At 65.5% G+C, this 21,500-nt stretch carries 21 protein-coding genes; 9 read left to right on the forward strand and 12 right to left on the reverse strand.

Annotated elements, in window-relative coordinates; translation table 11 throughout:
- Nucleotides 1-238: 238 nt before the first annotated feature.
- Nucleotides 239-1,096: a hypothetical protein gene (locus ACT3HL_RS07315; RefSeq protein WP_445086155.1), complete on the reverse strand. Its 858-nt coding sequence runs from the start codon at nucleotides 1,094-1,096 to the stop codon at nucleotides 239-241.
- Between the two features lie 69 nt (nucleotides 1,097-1,165).
- Entirely contained in the window at nucleotides 1,166-1,471 is a 306-nt protein-coding gene (locus ACT3HL_RS07320) for a winged helix-turn-helix transcriptional regulator (RefSeq protein ID WP_445086156.1), read from the reverse strand.
- A 90-nt stretch (nucleotides 1,472-1,561) separates the two neighbouring features.
- On the opposite strand from ACT3HL_RS07320, the gene ACT3HL_RS07325 reads away from it, so the two are divergent.
- On the forward strand, nucleotides 1,562-2,155 hold the full coding sequence (locus ACT3HL_RS07325; RefSeq protein ID WP_445086157.1) for a protoglobin domain-containing protein: 594 nt from the start codon (nucleotides 1,562-1,564) through the stop codon (nucleotides 2,153-2,155).
- A gap of 119 nt (nucleotides 2,156-2,274) precedes the next feature.
- Here the strand turns inward: ACT3HL_RS07325 and ACT3HL_RS07330 are convergent, their stop codons facing one another.
- Nucleotides 2,275-2,664 (reverse strand): 2Fe-2S iron-sulfur cluster-binding protein, encoded by a 390-nt coding sequence (locus ACT3HL_RS07330; protein WP_445086158.1) that lies wholly within the window; start codon nucleotides 2,662-2,664, stop codon nucleotides 2,275-2,277.
- Between the two features lie 20 nt (nucleotides 2,665-2,684).
- Nucleotides 2,685-3,344 carry a DNA protection during starvation protein gene (gene dps, locus ACT3HL_RS07335; protein ID WP_445086159.1) on the reverse strand — a complete coding sequence of 220 codons (660 nt, stop codon included), beginning with the start codon at nucleotides 3,342-3,344 and terminating at the stop codon, nucleotides 2,685-2,687.
- 212 nt (nucleotides 3,345-3,556) lie between these two features.
- Here dps and ACT3HL_RS07340 point away from each other — a divergent pair, with 212 nt between their 5' ends.
- Nucleotides 3,557-4,270 carry a helix-turn-helix domain-containing protein gene (locus ACT3HL_RS07340; protein WP_445086160.1) on the forward strand — a complete coding sequence of 238 codons (714 nt, stop codon included), beginning with the start codon at nucleotides 3,557-3,559 and terminating at the stop codon, nucleotides 4,268-4,270.
- 250 nt (nucleotides 4,271-4,520) lie between these two features.
- Here the strand turns inward: ACT3HL_RS07340 and pyrI are convergent, their stop codons facing one another.
- The 3 genes from pyrI to ACT3HL_RS07355 all read right to left on the reverse strand — a co-directional run bounded on the left by pyrI (nucleotide 4,521) and on the right by ACT3HL_RS07355 (nucleotide 7,340).
- The gene (gene pyrI / locus ACT3HL_RS07345) at nucleotides 4,521-4,997 is read right to left on the reverse strand and encodes an aspartate carbamoyltransferase regulatory subunit (RefSeq protein WP_445086161.1); all 477 of its coding nucleotides are present in this window, start codon (nucleotides 4,995-4,997) and stop codon (nucleotides 4,521-4,523) included.
- Nucleotides 4,994-5,923: an aspartate carbamoyltransferase gene (gene pyrB, locus ACT3HL_RS07350; RefSeq protein ID WP_445086162.1), complete on the reverse strand. Its 930-nt coding sequence runs from the start codon at nucleotides 5,921-5,923 to the stop codon at nucleotides 4,994-4,996. Before pyrB ends, pyrI begins: the two co-directional genes overlap by 4 nt.
- Before the next feature lie 166 nt (nucleotides 5,924-6,089).
- Nucleotides 6,090-7,340, reverse strand: coding sequence for a Glu/Leu/Phe/Val dehydrogenase dimerization domain-containing protein (locus tag ACT3HL_RS07355; protein ID WP_445086163.1), 1,251 nt, complete (start codon nucleotides 7,338-7,340; stop codon nucleotides 6,090-6,092).
- Between the two features lie 310 nt (nucleotides 7,341-7,650).
- Here ACT3HL_RS07355 and ACT3HL_RS07360 point away from each other — a divergent pair, with 310 nt between their 5' ends.
- Together ACT3HL_RS07360 and ACT3HL_RS07365 are read left to right on the forward strand one after the other, a co-directional pair.
- Entirely contained in the window at nucleotides 7,651-8,418 is a 768-nt protein-coding gene (locus tag ACT3HL_RS07360; protein WP_445086164.1) for an IclR family transcriptional regulator domain-containing protein, read from the forward strand.
- Nucleotides 8,419-8,521: 103 nt separating this feature from the next.
- Nucleotides 8,522-9,499 (forward strand): amidohydrolase family protein, encoded by a 978-nt coding sequence (locus ACT3HL_RS07365; RefSeq protein ID WP_445086165.1) that lies wholly within the window; start codon nucleotides 8,522-8,524, stop codon nucleotides 9,497-9,499.
- Nucleotides 9,500-9,722: 223 nt separating this feature from the next.
- On the opposite strand, the gene ACT3HL_RS07370 is transcribed toward ACT3HL_RS07365, so the two are convergent.
- Nucleotides 9,723-10,508, reverse strand: a complete 786-nt coding sequence (locus tag ACT3HL_RS07370; RefSeq protein ID WP_445086166.1) for a fumarylacetoacetate hydrolase family protein — start codon at nucleotides 10,506-10,508, stop codon at nucleotides 9,723-9,725.
- A gap of 178 nt (nucleotides 10,509-10,686) precedes the next feature.
- Between ACT3HL_RS07370 and ACT3HL_RS07375 the strand changes: the two genes are divergently transcribed.
- From ACT3HL_RS07375 to dmpG, 3 genes are all read left to right on the forward strand, one after another.
- Entirely contained in the window at nucleotides 10,687-12,171 is a 1,485-nt protein-coding gene (locus ACT3HL_RS07375) for an aldehyde dehydrogenase family protein (protein ID WP_445086167.1), read from the forward strand.
- Between the two features lie 98 nt (nucleotides 12,172-12,269).
- Nucleotides 12,270-13,214: an acetaldehyde dehydrogenase (acetylating) gene (locus tag ACT3HL_RS07380; protein ID WP_445086168.1), complete on the forward strand. Its 945-nt coding sequence runs from the start codon at nucleotides 12,270-12,272 to the stop codon at nucleotides 13,212-13,214.
- Entirely contained in the window at nucleotides 13,207-14,253 is a 1,047-nt protein-coding gene (dmpG, locus tag ACT3HL_RS07385) for a 4-hydroxy-2-oxovalerate aldolase (RefSeq protein ID WP_445086169.1), read from the forward strand. The genes ACT3HL_RS07380 and dmpG overlap by 8 nt, the downstream gene beginning before the upstream one ends.
- Before the next feature lie 108 nt (nucleotides 14,254-14,361).
- On the opposite strand, the gene ACT3HL_RS07390 is transcribed toward dmpG, so the two are convergent.
- Nucleotides 14,362-14,748: a VOC family protein gene (locus ACT3HL_RS07390; protein WP_445086170.1), complete on the reverse strand. Its 387-nt coding sequence runs from the start codon at nucleotides 14,746-14,748 to the stop codon at nucleotides 14,362-14,364.
- Between the two features lie 148 nt (nucleotides 14,749-14,896).
- Here ACT3HL_RS07390 and ACT3HL_RS07395 point away from each other — a divergent pair, with 148 nt between their 5' ends.
- Complete coding sequence (locus tag ACT3HL_RS07395; RefSeq protein WP_445086171.1) at nucleotides 14,897-15,679, forward strand: fumarylacetoacetate hydrolase family protein; 783 nt, start codon at nucleotides 14,897-14,899, stop codon at nucleotides 15,677-15,679.
- 113 nt (nucleotides 15,680-15,792) lie between these two features.
- On the opposite strand, the gene ACT3HL_RS07400 is transcribed toward ACT3HL_RS07395, so the two are convergent.
- From ACT3HL_RS07400 to ACT3HL_RS07410, 3 genes are all read right to left on the reverse strand, one after another.
- Complete coding sequence (locus tag ACT3HL_RS07400; protein ID WP_445086172.1) at nucleotides 15,793-16,734, reverse strand: VOC family protein; 942 nt, start codon at nucleotides 16,732-16,734, stop codon at nucleotides 15,793-15,795.
- A 98-nt stretch (nucleotides 16,735-16,832) separates the two neighbouring features.
- Complete coding sequence (locus ACT3HL_RS07405; protein WP_445086173.1) at nucleotides 16,833-18,503, reverse strand: aldehyde ferredoxin oxidoreductase C-terminal domain-containing protein; 1,671 nt, start codon at nucleotides 18,501-18,503, stop codon at nucleotides 16,833-16,835.
- Nucleotides 18,504-18,589: 86 nt separating this feature from the next.
- Nucleotides 18,590-19,987 carry an SLC13 family permease gene (locus tag ACT3HL_RS07410; RefSeq protein WP_445086174.1) on the reverse strand — a complete coding sequence of 466 codons (1,398 nt, stop codon included), beginning with the start codon at nucleotides 19,985-19,987 and terminating at the stop codon, nucleotides 18,590-18,592.
- Nucleotides 19,988-20,231: 244 nt separating this feature from the next.
- Here ACT3HL_RS07410 and ACT3HL_RS07415 point away from each other — a divergent pair.
- Nucleotides 20,232-21,500, forward strand: a 1,269-nt coding sequence (locus ACT3HL_RS07415) for a thiamine pyrophosphate-binding protein (protein ID WP_445086175.1), incomplete at its 3' end; no start/stop codon positions are given.

Raw genomic sequence — 21,500 nt, forward strand, 5'->3', positions numbered from 1 at the left:
CCGGGCGATTCGCCGGCGGTGCGTCCGCGGCGAATGGGCTGACAGTCGGCACCGTCGGACGGACGCGTCGTCGGCGCGTCGTTCCCCGTGCCGATGTGCCGAACTAGCGCGAGCCGACACGGGGCGATCCCTACGTCACGGGGGTGCTGGCCCCGCGATCGTACATAAACCCCACTGTCAACCGCAACATGTCGGAGCGACCGCGACGTCTCAGATGAAGGTGTCCGCTGTAGCGTGCTCAGCGCACAGACCCCCCGGTGCCGTCCGGTCGGTGCGTGACGCCCGTCCGCGCGTCGGCGCGCTTTCGACGGATCCCGGCGGCGGCGTTCGAGGCGTCGTACCCGAAGTAGACGTGTTCGCCGTATGCCTCGGCGACGTCCGTCGCGTGGATCAGGTTGTCCACGTCGACGTCGACGGCGTACAGCTCGATCGAGAACGAGGCGTCGAGCGGATCGCACAGGCTCTCGAATCCCTTGGCGATCGTCTCCAGCCAGTACGTCGTCGCGTACTGCGTGTCGTACAGCGGGACGACGAACTCGTCGACGGAGGGTGCGAGCGCCTCGACGTCGATGCCGGCGCGGCGGTAGAGGTGGCCGGGGTACGGATCCGGATACAGCGTGAGGTAGGTCCGCCCGGGGATGCGCTCGGCCGCCGACCTCACGAAACCGGTGATCTCCTCGGCGCGCCAGTCGAATCGGTCCTCGCGGTCGCTCGCCTCGAACCGGCGCTCGCAGCGGTCGCACCGACAGTACTCCTCGCGCGGGAATCCGACGTCGTCGAGCCGGACGTCGCCGTGTTCGGCGGCGCAGTCTTCGACCATTTCGAGGAGGCCCGCGCGGTACTCCTCGTTGGTCGGACAGACCGAGGACCAGTCGAAATACGGTCGGTCGCGCGTCGCCGGAGCCCCGTCCTCGTCGACAGCCGCGAGGCCGGGGTTCGAATCGACAGCCGCGTTGTCGCCGAAACACGAGAGCATGTTCACCGCGCCCGAAATCGGCGCTTCGGCCCGGCCGGTCACGTCCTTGACTTCGTAGAAGCCGACGTCGAACTCGCTCCAGTCGACCTCCTCGGCGTTCCGCGTGACGACACCGTACATACTCGCCGTTTCGCCCCGAGCGGTATCAGTCCGTCGGGGCGGACCGAACCGCCGTCCGCCGAACGCCGGTCAGTCGTACCGGCGCTGGAGGTCCTCGACGTCCCCGAGGATTCCCGCGAGCTCGGTCCCCTTCTCGGTCAGCGCGTACGTGACCGTCGGCGGCGTCGCGGTCTCGTCGACGTCGCGCTCGACGAGACCCTCCTCTCGGAGGCTTTCGAGTCGCGCTGAGAGCGTGCTCGCCGGAAGCCCTTCGATCTCAGTTTTGATCTGGTTGAACCGCGCGTCGCGCCGGTCGAGCAGCCGAACGATGTGGAACGTCCACTTACAGCCCAAGAGGTTCCAGATCCCGCTCGCGTTCGACTCGTGGGTTTCCATTGCTGAAGGTGGTTCGAAATCGTGTCGGAGCTTCTATCAGCGTTACTACCTGATTTATTCTCGTTACGTGTGTACTGTTGACTCGGAACGATGACCGACCGACAGATCCCGGGATACAAACTCGGCGCGGAGAGCGTCCCCGAGCCGCCGATCACGACCGAGGAGTTCGATCGTCTCAAGCAGTCGGTCCTGTGGTCCGCGGAGGACGAGGAGTCCCTCCGAGCGGCCGGCGAGATACTCGAACCCCAGATCGAGGACGTCCTCGACGTCTGGTACGGCTTCGTCGGCGACCACGACTTCCTCGTCCGGTACTTCGGCGACGCCGAGACCGGCGAGCCGATCGACGAGTACCTCGATCGAGTTCGGGACCGTTTCGGCCAGTGGATCCGCGACACGTGCGATCCGCCCTACGACGAGTCGTGGCTGGCGTATCAGTTCGAGATCGGCCGTCGTCACCACCGCGAGGGGAAGAACCGGACCGACGACGTGGACGCGGTCCCGCACATCGATCTCCGGTACCTAATCGCGTTCATCTACCCGATCACGGCGACCGTCCGCGAGTTCCTCGAAAACAGCGACCGCTCGGCGGCGGAGATAGATAAGATGTACCACGCGTGGTTCAAGTCCGTCGTCCTGCAGGTGACGCTGTGGAGCTACCCCTACGCCCCCGAGGGCGACTGGTAGTGAAGGGCGTCTTCGGTGCGTTGGCCGCGAGTCCGCCGAGGAAGCGTTCCGTGTCGTCGCCGAGTGGGTGCCCGGCGCGAGACGCCGGTGTCGAGTCGGTCACCGCTATCGGGCGGTAGTCACAGCTTCGAGGAGCCGGGCGGAAGATCGTGGGCCGCGCGGTGGCGGAGGAGCGCCCCGCGCTGTTCGACCTCGACGACGAGGTCCGATCGTGGCTTGGCGACGCAGAGCAGGACGAACCCCGCGTCTCGGTCCACCTCGTAGTACCGACGCGCGTCCGACTGATCGATCTCGCCGTCGAGCAGCCGGCCGCCGCACGTGGTGCACCACCCCTGCTGGCAGTCGGCGGAGAGCCAGATGCCCTCCTCGCGAGCGCGAGAGAGGACGTACTCGTCGCTATCGACGGCGATCTCGACGGTCTGGCCCGCCTGTTCGAGCGGCGCGTCCGGCGGAACGCGTAGCTCGACCGAATACGTCGTCGCCGTCGCCGCCGTCTCGTCGCCGCTCATTGAAAAATTAGGAGAGAAGGCTACGCCGAGTCGTTGAAGCGGTTGTTCGTGGAGTAGGGCGCGTCACCGGGCTCACCGCGGATGAAGTGCCCGGCCGGATTGATCTCGTCGTCTCGCTCTTTGCTCAGCAGTTCGATGAACCACGCCTCGTGGTCGATCTCCTCGTTGAGGATGCGCGCCGCCATATCGTAGGTGCGCGGGTCCGCACCGTGAGTCATATCACAGATCTCACTCCACGTCCGGATCGCGCACCGCTCGGCCTCGAGCAGCACTTCGAGGATGTCCGCGACGTCGAGCTCCGAGACGTCGAAGCCGCCCGCGTCGTCCATCGGCGTGGGGACCTCCGCGTCCGGGCAGGAAGCCCGGTCGGCGAAGTCGCGGATGTCGTTCGGCAGGGCTCCGCCCAGTTCGTACACCCGCGGCAGAACCAACTCGAAGTGGGCTCGGTCCTCCAATCGAGCGTCCTCCGTGATCTCCTTGTAGTCCTCCTCGCCTGCGAGGTGCATTCGAAGGTTCGTATAGTAGTAGTAGGTGGTAAACTCCGCGCCGATCGCGTCGATCAGCTTCTCGCGGAGCTCTTCGGGGTCGACACCGCGTTCGCGGATCACCTCGGCACCGACGCGCTTACTCGTATCTCCCGGGGCGACACTGCCACTCGCGTGCTGTTTTTCGTCGGCCATCGTTCGAGCCTCCGTGTGAACGAACGGCCGGATGGTGATTGAATCTTGTGCTGGATATAGCCAATTATCGAACGAGAATCGTGAACCCACAGACAATTAAATTCAATATAACGGTATGATAGGCACCAGATATCCAGATTTATCCGACTAATCTCGTTTGAGTATTTTCAAGCTATCGGTACAATTATATTGGCATATACCAAGTCAAAGCTATGCGCGAGCTCGTCTTCACGGTCCAATACGAATCGGGGGTCGACCGTCTGATGGACCGATTCATCGACAGCCCGGACGTTCGAGCGGTCTCGACGGCGTGCTTTTCGACGACTCAGAGCATGTGGCGAGTCGACCACCTCCTCGGGAGCGAGGACGCACTCGACCGAATTCAGCGGGTCTATCTCGACGAGGAGTGGTGTAACGAGTGCCTCCACGCGGAGAACTGCGAGTCGCGACGCCGGTATGAACTGCTCGGCCGGCGGTCGGCCCACCGGGTGATCTACACGCACCGCGAGGAGGTCGACCTGTGTCACTCGATTCCCTACCTCGCCGCCGAGTACGTCGGTGACGGCGTGTTGCTCCGGACCGAACGCCAGCGTGACGAGTACCAGTGGCGGGCCCTGCTTCCCTCGGGTCGCCGACTCGGCACGCTCTTCGATACGATCGAATCGAGGCTCAGAGACGGCCTGTCCCTGGAGATGAAACAACTCACGGAGGTGAGCGACTGGGCCCCGCGCGCGCCGGTCACCGCGCGTCTTCCGGCCGAGCAGCGGGCCGTCCTCGAGGCCGCTGTCGACCGCGGATACTACGCGGTTCCCCGGGAGACGACGATCGAAGAGCTCGCCGACGACCTCGACGTGCCGCGGTCGACGCTACAGTACCGACTCCAGCGGGCCGAACAGCGGCTCATCGAGGACGTCTTCGAAAAATAGGCTCGGCGTTCGTTCGGCGTCCATTCACGTTCGTTTGGCGTTCGATCGGCGGGCCGCGTCCCGTGGTTACTCCTCGTCGATATCGACTTCGACGGGTTCGTCGCCGCCCGAGACGACGAAGTACACGAGCGCGATGAGAGCCAGTACCAGGATGAACTTCGATTTTCCGGACATACCCGTGAGTACTTGCCCTCGGTACAAAGTGGTTTCCCCTCGGTCGCTCGGCCGCCCCCGTCGGGCGGGAGATCGGTCAGGCGACGTCGAGGTGGGTCGCGATCTCGTCCTCGCGGACGATCTCACCGCAGTACTCACAGCGGAGCCCGTCGTCGAGGACGGCAAACCGTGTCTCGACCGGTTCGTCGGCGTTTGTGATGCAGTTGCGGTTCGGACACGCGAGCACGCCGGAGACCGCCTCGGGGCGGTCGATTCGCTTCTTTTCGATCACCTCGTACTCCCGGACGATGTTGATCGTCGCCTCCGGGGAGATGACCGCGAGGACGTCGACCTCCGATTGGCTCAACTCCCGGTCCTCGACTTTCACGATGTCCTTCGTCGCGAGCTTGTCGGAGGGGACGTTCATCCCGATCGAGACGCTCTCGCCGCCCGATCCGTCGATGCCGAGCAGTGCGAGGACGTTCAGCGCCTGCCCGGCCGCGAGGTGGTCGATGACGGTTCCGTTTCGGATCTTCGAGACGCGGAGTTCCCGGTCTGCGTCGGTGTCTGTCATCTGTCTCCCTCCGGTTCGGCGTTCGCCAAGAGCATATCCAAAAGCGCCATCCGCACGGGGACGCCGTTGTGCGCCTGCTCGAAGTACGTGGCGTAGTCGGTCCCGTCGACGTCCGGCGCGATCTCGTCGACGCGGGGGAGCGGGTGCATCACGGTCAGCGAGTCCTTGGCTGCCTCGAGGGCCGCGACGTCGATCTGGTACTCGCCGGCGACCTTCAGGTACTCGTTCTCGTCGGGGAAGCGCTCGCGCTGGATGCGGGTGACGTAGAGGACGTCGAGGTCCGTGAGCACGTCGTCGAGGGCGGTGTGCTCGCGGACCTGCGCGCCCGACGCGTGGAGGTCGTAGCGGACGCTCCGGGGGAGACTGAGGCTCTCGGGGCTGATGAAGTGCTGGCGGACGTCGAAGTTCGTCAGCGCCGAGGCCAGCGAGTGGACCGTCCGCCCGTACTTCAGATCGCCCATGATCCCGACGGTGATCCCGTCCAGCCCGGCGTTTTCACGCATCGTGTAGAGATCGAGAAGCGTCTGCGTGGGGTGTTGTCCGGCCCCGTCGCCGGCGTTGACGAGCGGCACGTCGACGAAATCGGTCGCCATCTTCGCCGCGCCCTCGGAGGGGTGTCTGAGGACGATCGCGTCGGCGTACCCCTCGACGACGCGCATCGTATCGGCCAGCGTTTCGCCCTTCTTGACCGAGGAGGATTCGACCGGCCCCATATCGATCGTCTGTCCCCCCAGTCGCTTCATCGCCGCATCGAAACTCATCCGCGTGCGGGTGCTCGGCTCGAAAAAGCAGAGACCGAGTACGGTGCCGGCGCGGCGACCCTGCCAAGCGGCCGGATCGGCGTCGATCTCCGCCGCGCGGTCGAGCACCGCCTCGATGTCGGCCCGCGAGAGCTGTGTCGCGGAGATGAGGTGGTCCTGACGCATCGTCTACGTACCCGCGGGGCAGAAACTTGAATCGCTCGGGTCGGTGTCGGCGCGTTGGATCCGGGGCGTCGAAACCCGGTGTGTCGGCGTCGGCAGCGACGCGTCGACCGCGTCACGACGAGCGAAAGGACGGACGAGTGATCGGATCCGGCCGAGTGCCTCGGGCCTACGGCCAGTTGCCGCTCTCGGAGTAGGCGTCGACGATGCGCTGGATCGCGACGACGTACGCCGCGGTGCGGAAGTTCGGCAGGTCGTGGGACTCGTAGGCGTCGACCAAGTCGCCGAACGCGCTCGTGATGACCGATTCGAGCTCTTCGTTCACGCGCGATTCGGTCCACGCGAAGCGCTGTCGGTTCTGCACCCACTCGAAGTACGAGACCGTGACGCCGCCGGCGTTCGCGAGGATGTCCGGGATCACGAGGACGTCGCGGTCGGTGAGGACGTCGTCGGCGGCGGGCGTGAGCGGCCCGTTGGCCGCCTCGGCGATCACGTCGGCTTCGACTTCCTCGGCCAGATCGCCGTCGATCGCGTTCTCGAGAGCCGCGGGGACGAGGAGATCGACGTCGAGCGTCAGCAGCTCCTCGTTCGTGCACGCTTCGGTGTCCCCGTAGCCGGTCACCGAGCCGGTCTCGTTCTTGTGCGCTTTCACCGCGCGGGCGTCCAGTCCGTCGGGGTCGTAGACGCCGCCAGAGGAGTCGGAGACGGCCACGACGGTCGCCCCGAGGTCCTCGAGTAGATACGCCGCGATCGACCCGGCGTTCCCGTAGCCCTGCACCGCGACGGTCGCCTCGGAGATGTCTCCGCCGAGGTACTCGAACGCCTCGCGCGCGGCGATCATCGTCGACCGTCCGGTGGCTTCGACGCGCCCCGCGCTCCCGCCGGAGCTGATCGCCTTCCCGGTGATGACCCCCGGTGCGGTCGTGTGTTCGAGCGTCTCGTAGGTGTCTTTGATCCAGTTCATCTCCCGCTGGCCCGTGTTCACGTCCGGTGCGGGGATATCGCGGTCGGGGCCGATCAGCGGGCGGAGCTCGGTCGCGAACGAGCGCGTGACCCGCTCCAGTTCGTCCGTCGAATACTCGTCGGGGTCGACGACGATGCCGCCCTTGCCGCCGCCGTACGGGATGTCGACGATGGCGCATTTGTACGCCATCCACCCGGAGAGCGCTTTGACCTCGTCGCGTGTGACGCCCGGGTGATAGCGAATGCCCCCCTTGTACGGACCCCGGTCGCCGTTGAACTGCGAGCGGAACGCTTTGAACCGCTCGACCGTTCCGTCGTCCAACTCGACGGAGAGGTTGAGTTCGAGCACCCGCTCGGGGTGTTTCAACCGGTCGATTACGTCGTCGCCGACGTCGAGATGCGCCGCCGCGTCGTCCACTTGCTCCTGTAAACTCTCGAAGGGATTTACATCGGACATAGTGAGACGTTCTAACGAGGGTGTTATAAATTTTGCAAACGCAGAATCTGTAATCGGAAATATATAAACACATATTTGTTTTACAGTATTATGAGTAATATTATGAATTTTCTAATTGAGTAGTTTATAGCCGAGAAGACGGTCGCTGTCCTTATAGATTGGACGAATAACCCGGTTGAATCTTATATCTGCCACTAACATCCTAAACTTCCGTGAGAATTATTAAATTTATTTATGTTTATATTATTTTCTCGGCGGCGCGTAGTTTTCATACCGAAAACGTATGTAGCAGTATCACGTCCAGTCGCCTATGAAGAAGAAGGCGAACCATCCCGTTCGGACGACCGAAAAGACGCTGCAACTGATCGAGACGCTCGACGCCGACGACGGCTTTCGACTCACTGAGCTGGAATCCGAACTCGAGATGAGCAAAAGCGGGATTCACAACCACCTCAGTACGCTCAGAGAGCACGGGTACGTCGAGAAGAACGGCGACGAGTACGCGCTCAGTTTGAAGTTCCTCTCTCTCGGCGGGCACGTCCGGAGCCGGTCGCCGCTGTACCGGTACGGACGGTCGAAGATTGATCAGCTCGCGGGCGACACGGGGATGCTCGCGAACTTGGCGACCGAGGAGAACGGCCGCGCCGTGTATCTGTATCAGTCCCGGGGAAACTACGCCGTCAACCTCGACACGCACGTCGGCTATCGGCTCCGAATGCACAATATCGGCATCGGCAAGTCGATTCTCGCACACCTCCCCCGCGAGCGCGTCGAGGAGATTCTGGATCGGTGGGGACTGCCACGGGCCACGGAGAACACCATCACCGACCGCGAGGAGCTGTTCGAGGACCTCGAACGGATCCGCGAACGCGGGTACGCGACGGACGACGAAGAGCGGACCGAGGGGCTGACGTGTATCGGCGCTCCCGTCCAGCTCGGCGGCGACGTGCTCGGCGCGATCAGCATCTCCGCTCCGACGAAGCGGCTGGGGAACGCGGGCTTCGACGACGACATCACCGCCGAAGTCGAGAGCACCGCCCACGAACTCGCACTGGACATCAAGTACGCCCGACAGTAGTCGCGCCGACGTCCCGTGGTCGGCGTCTCGCGGGACGCCTCGTAGCCGGACCCGACCGACCGTATGAGAACTATTATCATCTCGGTCGAGTGTAGTAGCGGGTATGCCGGAGATAGTCGACGGATACACGCACATCCTCACCGAACGGTTCTTCGAGGACCTGACCGCCGAGTTCGGGTTTCAGGGGCTCTCGGGGCGACCGGAGTTCCTCTGGGACGTCGAGGGACGGAAGAAAGACATGGCGGATTACGGCGTCGACAAACAGGTCATCACGCTCGCGCTCCCGACGCTGTTTCAGGGGATGGATCACGACCTCGCCCTCGAGATCACCCGCCTCGCGAACGACGAGGTCCGCCGCCTCGCCGACGAGAACCCCGACTCGTTCATCCCCGTCGGAACGATCCCGATGGTCAGCGAGGAGTTCATGGCCGAGTTCGACCGCTGCGTCGATGACCTAGAGATGGCGGGCGTGCAGATCTTCTCGAACATCGACGGGCGCCCCCTCGACGACGACCGCTTCTGGCCGCTGTTCGAGCGCGCGGAGGCGACCGACACCCCGCTGTGGATCCACCCGCAGCTCTGGGAGTGGTACGAGTGGGCCTCGGAGTACATGGAACACCGGCTCTTCGGCTGGCCGTTCGACACGACGCTCGCGCTGTCGCGGCTCGTCTTCGGGGGCGTGATGGAGGCGTACCCAGACCTCAAGATCGTCTCTCACCACGGCGGCGGGATGGTCCCCTACTACGGCCGACGCATCGAGATGTTCTACCAGCAGCGGCAGGCCTACCCGGAGAACTACCCGGGCTTTCACGAGAACGCCGCCGACCTGTCCGAACCCGCGGAGGAGTACTTCAAGAAGTTCTACGCCGACACGGCCGTCTCGGGGTCGACGCCGGCGCTCGAATGCGCGGAGTCGTTCTTCGACGACGGACGGGTCATATTCGGCACGGACTACCCCTTCAGCCCCGAGCGAGGGCGCCAAACCGTCGACGTCACGATCGACGCCGTCGAGGCGATGGACGTCGACGAGGCGACGAAGGCCGACGTGTTCGCCGGCAACCTCTATGAGCTGATCGAGTGACGAGTCCGTTTTCAGTCCGATAACTCGGAGCTGTGATCGTCCCGCGGACGCATCCCTATTCACCGGAACGAAACAGGCGTACGTATGTTATCGCGAGCGACACCCGGTCGTTGTTCCGAGTGCGACGCCCTAAGACAGACGTTTTCGCACGTCTCACTGGATTTTCGTATAGAAAACGATATGGGGGATTATTCTCGGTGAGAAAACGGTCGGCTCGTGCGCGTTATTCGGCGCGGACTTCGATCGAACCGAGGTTCGCGAACTCGATGGTGTAGACGTCGCCGGGTTCGATGTCGATCGCGGCGGAGATGCCCCCGCTCATCACCAGTTCGCCCGCGCGGAGACCGTCGTCGACGTCGTCGAGTCGCTCGGCGAGCCACGCGACCGGACGGGCGGGATTGCCCATGATGTCCGCTCCGAGGCCCGTCGCCTCGACCTCGCCGTTCACGGAGACGGCCACGCTCTCCATCTTCAGGTCGACGTCGGTGACGTCGCGGTACTGCTCGCCGACGATGACCTTGCCGGCGGAGGTGAGATCGGCGATCACGTCTTGGGCGGAGGGGATCGACCAGCCTTGGAACCGGCTCTCGAGGATCTCCACGACGGGGACGACGGCCCGCGTGGACGTGAGAACGTCCATCGTCGAGACGGGCGGTTCGAGGTCCTCGTCCAGAATGAAGCCGATCTCGGCCTCAATTCGCGGCGCGATCATCTCGTCGGTCGGGACCGGCTCGTTCTCCAGTACTGTCTCGTGGGCGACGTAGCCAAAGATCGGCTCCGGGATGCCGAGTTGCTCCTGTTTCGCCTCGCTGACGAGTCCGAGTTTGTGCCCGACGATGTCTTCGCGCCCGCCGGCGCTGAGGCGGTCGAACACCTCGAACTGAATGCGGTAGGCGTCCTCGGTGGAGAACTCCGTCTCGTCGGACAGCGGGGCGATCGGCTCCTTCCGGTCGTAGGCCTCATAGAGCGTCGTCGCGAGGCTGTCGATCTCGTCTTGGCTGAGTGGCATACATCACTCACGTCCACTGGTGGACTCATTATACTTTCGACAGACGGCGCTCCGTCCGGTGGGTGAGGAGGTACCGGAAGGTAAGTGAAAACAGTTACTCGAACACGTTCGGTATATAATGATCCCCCGGTACCGATGCCGACATTATTTTACTCGTGCGTGCCGTCGTACGACGTGTATGTCCGAAGCCGAACCAGCCCCGACAGTCTCGATCGACGCCCCGTGGAACGCCCTCTATATCGACGGCGAGTGGATCACCCCCGAGGGGCGAGACCAGATCGACGTGCGGAATCCCACCACCGGCGAGTCGATCACAGCCGTCCCCGCCGCGAGCGTCGAGGACGTCGACCGCGCGTTCGAGGCGGCGACGCGGGCACAGGCGGACTGGGCGACGACGACGCCCGACGAGCGCGCGGCGGTCGTCAGGCGGACGGCCGACCTCATCGACGAGTACGAGTCGGAGATCCGCGAGATACTGGCGGTCGAGACCGGTGCCACGAAGTCCAGACACGACATCGAACACGGCGGAACCGTCACGTTCGTCCACGACGCCGCCTCGTTCGCGTTCCGCGCCTCCGGCGGCCACAACCAGTCGAAGATCCCCGGCAAGGAGAACATCATCCAGCGCGAACCGGTCGGCGTCGTCGGCGTGATCTCGCCGTGGAACGTTCCGCTGAAGCTCTCGATCCGCGCGGTCGCGCCCGCGATCGCCCTCGGCAACAGCGTCGTCCTCAAGCCCGCACAGGAGTCGTCGATCTCCGGGGGGCTGCTGCTCGCTCGGCTGTTCGAGGAGGCCGGACTCCCCGACGGCGTGCTGAACGTCGTCCCCGGCGAGGGGTCCGTCGCCGGCGACCGGACGGCCGCTCACCCCGACTGCGACGTCGTCGCCTTCACAGGGTCGACGGAGGCCGGCCGCTTCGTCGGCCAGAACGCCATCGACCACTTCGCCTTCCCGGCGCTGGAGCTCGGCGGCAACAACCCCCACGTCGTGCTCGAAGACGCCGACCTCGATCAGGCCGTCGACGCCGGGGTCTTCGGGACGTTCTGGAACCAGGGACAGGTGTGCATCTCGATCAACCGCCACCTCGTCCACGAGTCGCTGTACGACGAGTACGCCGAGCGACTCGCCGAGCGCGCCGCGGCTCTGAAGGTGGGCGATCCGCTCGACGACGACGTCGTGATCGGACCGATCATCAACGAGGACCAGCGCGACGAGATGATGGCGTACATCGAGCGGACGGTCGAGGAGGGCGGCACGCTCCTGACGGGCGGCGAGGCCGACGGGCTGTTCGTCGAGCCGACCGTCATCGCGGACGTCACGAACGATATGGCGGCGGCGTGTAACGAGCACTTCGGCCCCGTCGCACCGATCATCCCGTTCGGTGACGACGCGGAGGCCGTCGAGTTAGCGAACGCCACCGAGTACGGGCTCGCCGCCTCGGTGCACTCGGCCGACCGCGGCCGCGCCCGAGACGTCGCGGACCAGATCGAGGCCGGGATGGTCCACGTCAACGACCAGACGGTCAACGTCGAGCCCCACGTGCCCTTCGGCGGGGTGAAAGACTCCGGTCTCGGCCGGTACAACGGCCAGTGGATCATCGACGAGTTCACGCAGACGAAGTGGACGTCTGTCCAGCGCGAGCCTCGCCAGTACCCGTTCTAGGCTTTCGGCGGCCCCTCCCGCCGCCGCTGGTCGAGTCGCGGGCTGTCCTCCTGATTGCCAAGCGAAGTTATTTGTACGTCAGATTCATATAGGTGGATATGTCGTTAGATGCGGCGATCGTCGGACCGGGTAACATCGGTACCGACCTGATGTACAAGATACTCGATCGGGGAGAGGAGATCGATCTCCAGCGGATGATCGGTATCCTCCCGGTCGAGGAGTCGGAAGGGCTACAGGCGGCCGTCGATGAGGGCGTCGACGTCGGGACCGACGGTATCGACAGCGTCAAAGAGCACGCAGACGAGTTCGATGTCGTCTTCGAGGCCACGAGCGCGGGGATTCACGAGCAGCACGCCCCCGTCTACAAGGATCTCGGCCTGTTCGCTGTCGACCTCACGCCGGCCGCGATCGGCCCCTACACCGTCCCCGTGGTCAACGTCGAGGAGGTACTGGCGAGCGGGAACGACAACATCAACATGGTCACCTGCGGCGGACAGGCGACCATCCCGCTGGTGCACGCCGTCGACCGCGTCGCCGACGTCAAGTACGCGGAGATGCTCTCGCACATCTCCTCGAAGAGCGCCGGACCGGGGACCAGAGGGAACATCGACAAGTTCACGCAGACGACCGCCGCGGGCCTCGAGGAGGTCGGCGGGGCCGACGAGGGGAAGGCGATCATCACGCTGAACCCGGCGGAACCGCCGATTATGATGCGGAACACCGTCTACACGATGGTCCACGAGAGCGCGGACATCGACGAGGTCCGCGAGTCGGTCGCGGATATCGAATCGGAGGTCCAGACGTACGTCCCCGGCTACGACGTCACGCTCGAACCGACGGTCAAAGACCAAGACGACGTCGCCTTCGACCTCAAAGACTCGATCATCCTCACCACGATGATCGAAGTCGAGGGCGAGGGACAGCACCTGCCCCCCTACGCGGGCAACCTCGACATCATGACAAGCGCAGCACTCGGAGCCGCCGAACGGGTCGCACAGCAACCGGCCGACGCCGACGCTATCGGAGGTGTGAGCGATGACTGACGCTGACGTGCGGCTGGTCGACATGACGCTCCGCGACGGGATGCACGCCGTCGACCACCAGTTCACCCCCGAGGAGATGGCCGAGGTCGCCGCGGCGCTCGACGCCGCCGAGATGGACGTCGTCGAGGTCTCCCACGGCGACGGGATGGGCGGCTCCTCGATCAACTACGGGTTCTCGGCGGCCACGACCGAGGAGTACCTCGACGCGGTCGTCCCCGAACTCACCGACACGCAGCTCTCGGTGCTGTTACTCCCCGGTATCGGGACCGTCGAGGAACTCGATATGGCCGTCGACCGCGGGGCCGACATCTGTCGGATCGCGACGCACGTCACCGAGGCCGACATCTCGGAGGACCACTTCGGCTACGTCAAAGACCGCGGCCTCGAGGCCAACGGCCTGCTGATGCTCTCGCACATGGCCGGGCCCGAGCGGATCCTCGAAGAGGCGAAGCTGATGGAGGAGTACGGCGCCGACGCCGTCTACCTGATGGACTCGGCGGGCGCGCTGCTCCCGAACGACGTCCGCGACCGCATTCGCCCGCTCGTCGACGAGCTCTCGATCGACGTCGGCTTCCACGCCCACAACAACCTCGGGCTCGGTATCGGGAACACGCTCGCCGCGCTCGAAGAGGGCGCGGTGACGACGGACGGCTGTCTCCGCGGGCTGGGCGCGGGCTCGGGCAACGCGCAGATGGAGGTCCTCGTCGGCGTCCTCGAAAAGGCGGGCTACGACATCAACCCGGACTTCTTCGGCGTGATGGACGCCGCAGAGGACGTCCTCGTCCCGATGATCGACGACGACGAGATGCCGGAACTCGACAACGACTCGCTGATGCTCGGCTACGCCGGCGTCTACTCGTCGTTCCTCCGGCACACCCGCCGCGCCGGCGAGCGCTACGGCATCGACCCCCGCGAGATTCTGGTCGAACTCGGGGAGATGGAGGTCGTCGGCGGCCAAGAGGACCTGATCACCGACGTCGCCTCCCGACTCGCGGCGGAGCGAGACGGCGCGGCCGCCGAGGCCGCCTCGGACGACTGATCGGCACCGGACGCTCTGCGGTTTTTCGCGGCTCGGTTTTCAAAACGGCTGCTGCGAGCGTTCGTCGACGGCGGAGTCGTCTCCCCGCGCGTACGGACCCGGTCGCGCTTACAGATCGTCGCGCGGCTCGATGAGCTCGAGGACGTGTCCGTCTGGGTCGGTGACGAAGGCGATCCGCGCGCTCACGCCCGTCGAATCGAGCGGCCCGCGGAGGAGTTCGCTGTCGGTCTCCTCGGTCAGCCGCTCGACGAGGGCGTCGGTGTCGTCGACCTCGAGTGCGAGGTGGTCGAAGCGACGGGTCGATGGCTCGCCGACGTCGTGGTCGGGGTTGTGCTTGAACTGGATCTCCGTCTCGCTCTCGCCGCGGACGTAGACGTTTCGGGCGTCGTCGCCGCCGACGAAGTCGTTGGTCTTCTCTAACCCGAGCGCTCCGACGTAGAACTCGAGCGTCCGATCGACGTCCGATACCCAAATGGCGCTGTGGATGACGTCCATACCGACCGTGGGTCGGGCGGTCGCATAAATGTCGGGGATCGGCACGCGCGGCCGGCTCGGGACCGTTGCGGCCGTCCCCGTAGCCCGCTCAGCGCCGCGCGTCGGGCGGATCACTAACCTATTTTACGCCTCCGCCGGAAGCGGGTGTATGGTATCAGCAGACACGCGAGAGGAGCTGGCTGCGGCACTCTACACGGCGCTGCGAACGCAGGAGCCGATCGACCGCCTCACGGCCGAACACGACCTCACGATGGCGGACGCCTACGACGTCCAGACGCGGCTCATCGAGCGCCGACTCGAGGACGGGGCGGAGATCGTCGGCCACAAGATCGGCCTGACGAGCGACGGTATCCAAGAGCAACTCGGCGTCGACGAACCCGATTTCGGTCGACTGCTTGATACGATGTTCGTCGAGGGACGGGAGATTCCGAACGGGGACCTACTCCAGCCGCGGGTCGAACCCGAAATCGGGTTCATCATGGACGAACCGCTCGAGCCGCCGGTGACGTATCTCGACGTCCTCGAGGCGACTGGCGCCGTGCTTCCCGTCCTCGAGGTCATCGACAGCCGCGTCCGCGACTGGGATATCCGGATTCAGGACACGATCGCCGACAACGCCTCGTCGGCGCTGTATCTCGCGGGCGAGCAGACGACGCTCCCGGACGGGGGCGACCTCTCGCTTGAGGGCGTCAAACTCCACAAGAACGGCACGCTCGAATCCGCCGGCGTCGGCGCCGCCGTCCTCGATCATCCCGCGCGCTCGGTCGCGTGGCTCGCGAACACGCTTTCGGACCTCGACGAGCGGATCGAGGCGGGCCACGTCGTGCTGAGCGGGTCGCTGACGCCGGCGGTCGATCTCGCGCCGGGCGACGTGGTCGCAGTCGAGTTCACCTCGATCGGGACCGTTAACGCCCGCCTCGCCGAGGAGTAATCGATAGCGAGGCGACTCGCGATAGCGAAGCGTCGTCGAGAAGAAACCGCAGCAAGGAGACGCAGAAACCGAACGCGACGCGGCCGCAGAGCGCGCCGTCGAGTCGTCGACGCCTACTCGGTATACGGGATGCCGCCGAGGCTGTACTGCGTGCCGAACCACTGGTGGTCCTCCTCGGAGCCGATGCTCTCCTGCCAGACGACCGTGTCCCAATCGGGCTCGAAGTTGAGATAGCCCGGGCCGGCGAACAGTTCGAGTCGGATGTCGCTGGCGGGGTCTTTGACGTAGAGGTAGTTCGCGTTCGTGATGGCGTGCTTTCCGGGCCCGCCGTCGATCTCGACGTTGTTCTCAGAGAGGATGTCCGCGGCGTCCCAGAGGTCCTGGAGGTGATCGAGGTGGTAGGCGATGTGGTGGAACTCGCGTTTCTCCTCTTCGAGGCGGTGGACCGCGATGTCGTGTGGGAGCGGGGTCTTCGCGTACCACCAGCCCCACGTGGTGCCATCCTCGGATTTGAAGACCTCGTTCAGCCCCATGTCGAACTCCTCTTCGAAGAGTCGGGCGGTCGCCTCGGGGTTGCCGTCCTGCACGTGCGTGTGATCGATCCGCTGGGGGTAGACCCGGTTCGCGTACTCGGGGCTGTACCGGCGCATCGGGATGTTCGAGCGCTGCTCGCCGTCGATGTCCGGCTTGTCCATCTCGTAGTAGATCTCGAAGCGGTGGCCCGCCTCCGACTCGAACATGATCGAGTCGCCGATACCGGCCTCGTGGCCGTCCTCGGTCCACCACACCTCGCGGCCGAGGTCTTCGAACCGCTCGGCGAACTCCGCGACGGACTCGGGGTCCTGCGCGCGGAACGCGATGTGGTCGACGGCCCCCGCCTCGCCCTCGGTGAGGCTCATCGTGTGGTGCTCGTAGTCGCGGAGCGCACAGAGGTACGCCGTGTCGTCGTCGCGCTCGACGACTTTCATCCCCATCAGGTCGCGGAAGAACCACAATGATTCCTCGATATCGGGCGTCTCGAACGCTATGTGCCCGAGTTTGGCTAGTTCTGCCATACTCAACGGATTGGTATTTATCTTATATACATTTTTCTAAGCCGTACACGAGAACGAAACGTCCGACGGGAACAGAACGCGTCCGCGAGGCGACGCGGTCAGTCCGCCTGCGCGGCGTCGGCGGCGAGGTCGCCGGGGACGACGCCGTCGTCGGTCCAGCCGCGGGCGGCGTAGTACTCCTGGATCGAGGATTCGAGGTCCGGGAGGTCGTAGGGGAGGCGGTCGTCCTCGCTGTCGACGCCCCGCTGATTGGCGAAGTGGCGCTCGAGGTTCACGATGCGGTTGCCGACGGCGAGGATGTCCTCGTAGTCCTCGTCGAACAGCGCCTCGAAGACCTCCTCTTCGATGACGCGGCCGAGGCCGAACTGACAGAGGACGGCGCTGTCGCGGACCGCGTTGCGGTTCTCGTGGTCGATGAGGAACTCGGACTTGCCGGCGGTGCCCTCCGCGGGAATGACGTCGTTGTACTCCGGAATCATCAGCGTCGAGAACATGTGATCGGCGCCGCGGGTCCCGACGGCGTAGGAGAGCCCCTGCCCGTGGACGACGCGGCCGTCGTGGGCGGCGAAGTCCATCCCCTTCACCGTCCAGTTCTCGACGCCGAGGTCCTCGTGGATGCGGTCGATGCCCTCGGCGAGCTTGTCGCCGACGCCCTCGCGGTGGGCGATCTTCTCGATGAGTTCGTGGATCAGTTCGACGTTCCCGAACTCGTCCTCGCTCGCGAGGTACGCGGCGATGGTGTTGCCGCAGGAGATGGTGTCCATCCCGAGATCGTCACACAGCTCGTTGGACTTCATGATCTCGACGATGTCGTCGACCGCCGAGTTGCTGCCGAAGGCCATCACCGTCTCGAACTCGGGCCCCTCCGTCTCCAGACCGCTCTCCTCGTCGCGGGTCGGCAGCTTGCAGGCGAACGCACAGACCGAACAGGCCGCCTTCTTATACTTCTTCTCCTCGACGCGGTCGCCGTTGATCTTCTCGGCGTGCTCGAAGGACAGCTCCGAGAAGTACCGCGTCGGCAGCGAGAAGTTGTCGTTGAGGACCTGCACGAGGTGGGTGGTCCCCTGCCGGCGGAAGATGTCGTCGCTGGTCGCCGCCTGCCGGTGGACGTCCATCTGAATGTCCTCGTTGGGGAATTCCACGTCGGGTGCGGAGTCGCCCTCGAACGTGAGACACTTGACGTTCTTCGAGCCGAGGACCGCGCCGAGACCGCCGCGGCCGAAGGCGCGCTCGTCGTACGTCATCGGCGCGGCGAACCGGACCTCGTTTTCGCCGGCGGGGCCGATCGTCACGAGGTTCTCGCTCTCGAAACCGTACCGGTCGTTCATCTCCTCCGTGACCTCGGGGACCGTCGCGCCTTCGAGTTCGGGGACGGCCTCGAACTCGACGCCCTCATCGCTGACGTGGACGGCGATGAGCTCGTCGCTCTCGCCGGCGATCTCGACGACCGAGTGGCCCGTGCCGACGAAGTTCCGCGAGAGGTAGCCGCCGGCGTTCGAAGAGAGGAGCGAGCCGGTGAGCGGCGAGACGCCGGTCATGTTCATCCGTCCGGTGAAGCTCATCGAAGACTGTTGGAGCGGGCCGGAGGCGAGATAGAGGCGGTTCTCCGGGCCGAGCGGGTCGGCGTCGAACGGGATCCGGTCGTGAGCGAGCTTCGTCGAGACGCCGCGGCCACCGATGAACGCTTCGAGTTCGTCGTCGATAGCTGTCGTCTCTGCCGTCCGGTCTCCCACGTCGACCGTCAGCAGCGATCCGTTGGCGTGGAGCATCGTACTGAAATACGCAAGCGAATACAAAAACCCGTCGCCCGCGCGCGGGCTGTCGTCTCCGTTCGGCGCTCGCGCCCGTGCGGCGCCTACGCGGCGATCGAGAGGATGGCGAGTTGGATCGGAACGAGGAGGACGATCGTCGCGAGCGTGACCGCGGCGACGACCCGGATCAGCTCTCGGGCATCGACGATCTCGTACGCGAGGATCACGACGAGCACGGCGGACTGATACGGGAATACGGGCATCATCAGCGCGGTGACCTCGGTCAGCGTGATCGGGAGCACCGGGAGCCCCGCGTCGGCGGCGAACGCGCTGACGACCGGGGTCACGACGCTCGCGGCCGCCAGTCCGCTGATGACGAACATCAAAAGGACGGTGAACGCGAAGACGATCGCGAGGACGACGAACAGCGAGGCGTCGGCGGGAACGACCGCCAGCAGTCGCTCGGCGAGCGCCGTGGCGACGTTCGTCTGGGTCAGCCCCTGCCCGATCGCCAGCACGGCGGCGACGAAAAAGAGGATCGAGAAGTCGACGTCGCCGAGGGTCTCCTCGAAGTCGGCGACGCCGACCACCGGCAGAAACGCCAGCACGACCACGAGCATCGCCCCGTATACCGGGTGCAGTCCGTGGAAGACGTCCGTCACCCACACGCCGACACCCGCGAGCAGGATCGCGAGCATCCGGCGTTCGGACCCTCCAATCGCGTGCGTCTCCGCGCGGTCGGGCTCGAGCTGTAGTTCCGACGTCGGTCGATACAGCGCGTACACGACGCCCACGATGACGAGGAGGCGCCCGACCCCCATCACGGGGAACATGAGGACGAACCACTCGGTCCAAGCGATCGAGGCCCCGGTGATCGACTCGAAGATGCCGAGCACGACGATGTTCGGCGACCCGCCGGTGAGGACGCCGGCGGTACCGAGATACGTGATCAAGATCGGGCCGAAGAACAGCCCGAGGCGCACTCGCCGTGAATCGAACCGTCGGCCGACCTCGAGCACCACGGGAGCGAGCACGAGCACCCGGACGATGCCGACGGGGATCACCAAGACGAGAAGCAGGCCCGCGGCGGACAGGCTGACGAGCAGGCGACGGTACGTCCGCGCGGCGTCGGTCGACGGCGCGTCGCCGGAGACGCGGTGGATGACCCAGCGGCCGGCCCAGCCCGCGAGCCCGCTCCGGCGGGTCGCCTCGCCCATCACGAGGCCGAACGCGATCAGCCACGTCGCCGGCGATCGAAAGCCCGAGAGCGCGAGGTCGAGCGAGAATGCGAGCCCGATGAGCCCGATACAGAGGACGCCGGTGTAGGCTGGCGAAAACAGGTTCCCCACCCAGAGGACGATACAGAACGCGGTGATCGAGAGCATCGTCGCCCCGGCCGGCTCGAACGGGGCGGCGAACCTCACGGCGGCCGCGGCGGCGACGCTCAGCGGCACCGAGAGGTTCGACGGGGACAGAGACCGGGACACGGATCGCAACGTCATATCGCGCTAGCGCCCCTGCTGTCGCTCGCTCCGCGTTGGATCGGGGAGTGGGTTTCTGTGGCGCATCTGCTCTGACCATTTGTGCCGCAATAGTAATAACGAGGGGTTGGGGCAAACGCTCGACGGCGGGGCGGGTAGCGCGCTCACTCGCGGACGGGGGTCCGGTAAATATTATATACTCCGCGACAGTTATCAGATGGTATTTCCAGTCCCGTATGAATCAGTTCACCACGCATTTCCGATCATGACAGCACCCACCTACGCGGACGGCACCGACGACCGAACAGTCGCCGAATCGATGCTCCGATCGCTGGCCGATCACGGCGTCGAGTACGTCTTCTCGAACTTCGGGACCGACCACACGCCGTTCATCGAGGCGGCCGCGGGGCTCCGCGAGGACGGGGCGGGCGACGCGATCCCGGAGTTCTTGGTCTGTCCGCACGAGTTCGTCGCGCTCTCGGCCGCCCACGGCTACGCGGTCGCGTCGGGCGATCCGCAGGCCGTGCTCGTCCACGTCGACGTGGGCACGCAGAACCTCGGGGCGGCGATGCACAACGCCCACCGCGCGAACGCGCCCGTGTTCGTGATCGCCGGGCTCTCCCCGGTGACCGACGAGGGTTACCCCGGATCGCGGGACAATCCGATCCACTACGCACAGGACGTCTTCGACCAGTCCTCGATCGTCGAGGAGTACTGTCGGTGGACCCAAGAGTACCGGCTTCCCGCCGACCCGAACGAGATCGTCAGGCGCGGGCTCGAACGCGCCGCATCGTCGTCGCCGGGACCCGTGTATCTTACGGCGGCCCGGGAGGCGCTCGAAGCGCCGTCGCCGGCGGAGCCGGGAGCGGTCCGTCCCGTCCGGCCGGCCCGACCGGCCGGCCCCGACGACGACTCGCTCGCGCCGATCATCGAGCTCCTCGACCGGGCGGATCGGCCGCTGGTGGTCACGAGCGGGGGGATCAGTGCGCTCGGTGACCCGTCCTTCGACGCGCTCGTCGACTTCGCCGAGACCGTCGGCGCGGGCGTCGTCGAGCACATGCCACAGGTCCTGTGCTTCCCGCGTGACCACGACCTCCACGTCGGGTGGGAGCCGACAGACGCCGTTCGGGAGGCGGACCTGCTCGTCGTGCTCGAATCCGACGTCCCGTGGGTCCCGTCGAAGACGTCGGTCCCCGACGACCTTGAGGTCGTCCAGATCGACACGAACCCCTCGAAGCCGTCCTACCCGAACTGGTCGTTCGAGATCGACCACTCGGTGATGGCCGACCCGGCCGCGTCCCTCCGCCGGCTCACCGAACGCGTCGGGAGCGACGCCGGCGGCGACGGCGATGTCTGGCGACGGCTGCACCGGGAGCGGCGCGCCGCGGCGGCCGAGCACGTCGCCGCCGAGCGCGACGCCGGTCACCTCGACGCGGCCGTCCTCTCGGATGCGATCAGCGAGTTCGTCGACAGGGAGACGATCGTCCTGCAGGGAACGACCACCAATCGGACGCCGGCGCTCGAACACATCCCG

Source organism: Halobellus sp. GM3 (assembly GCF_052545375.1).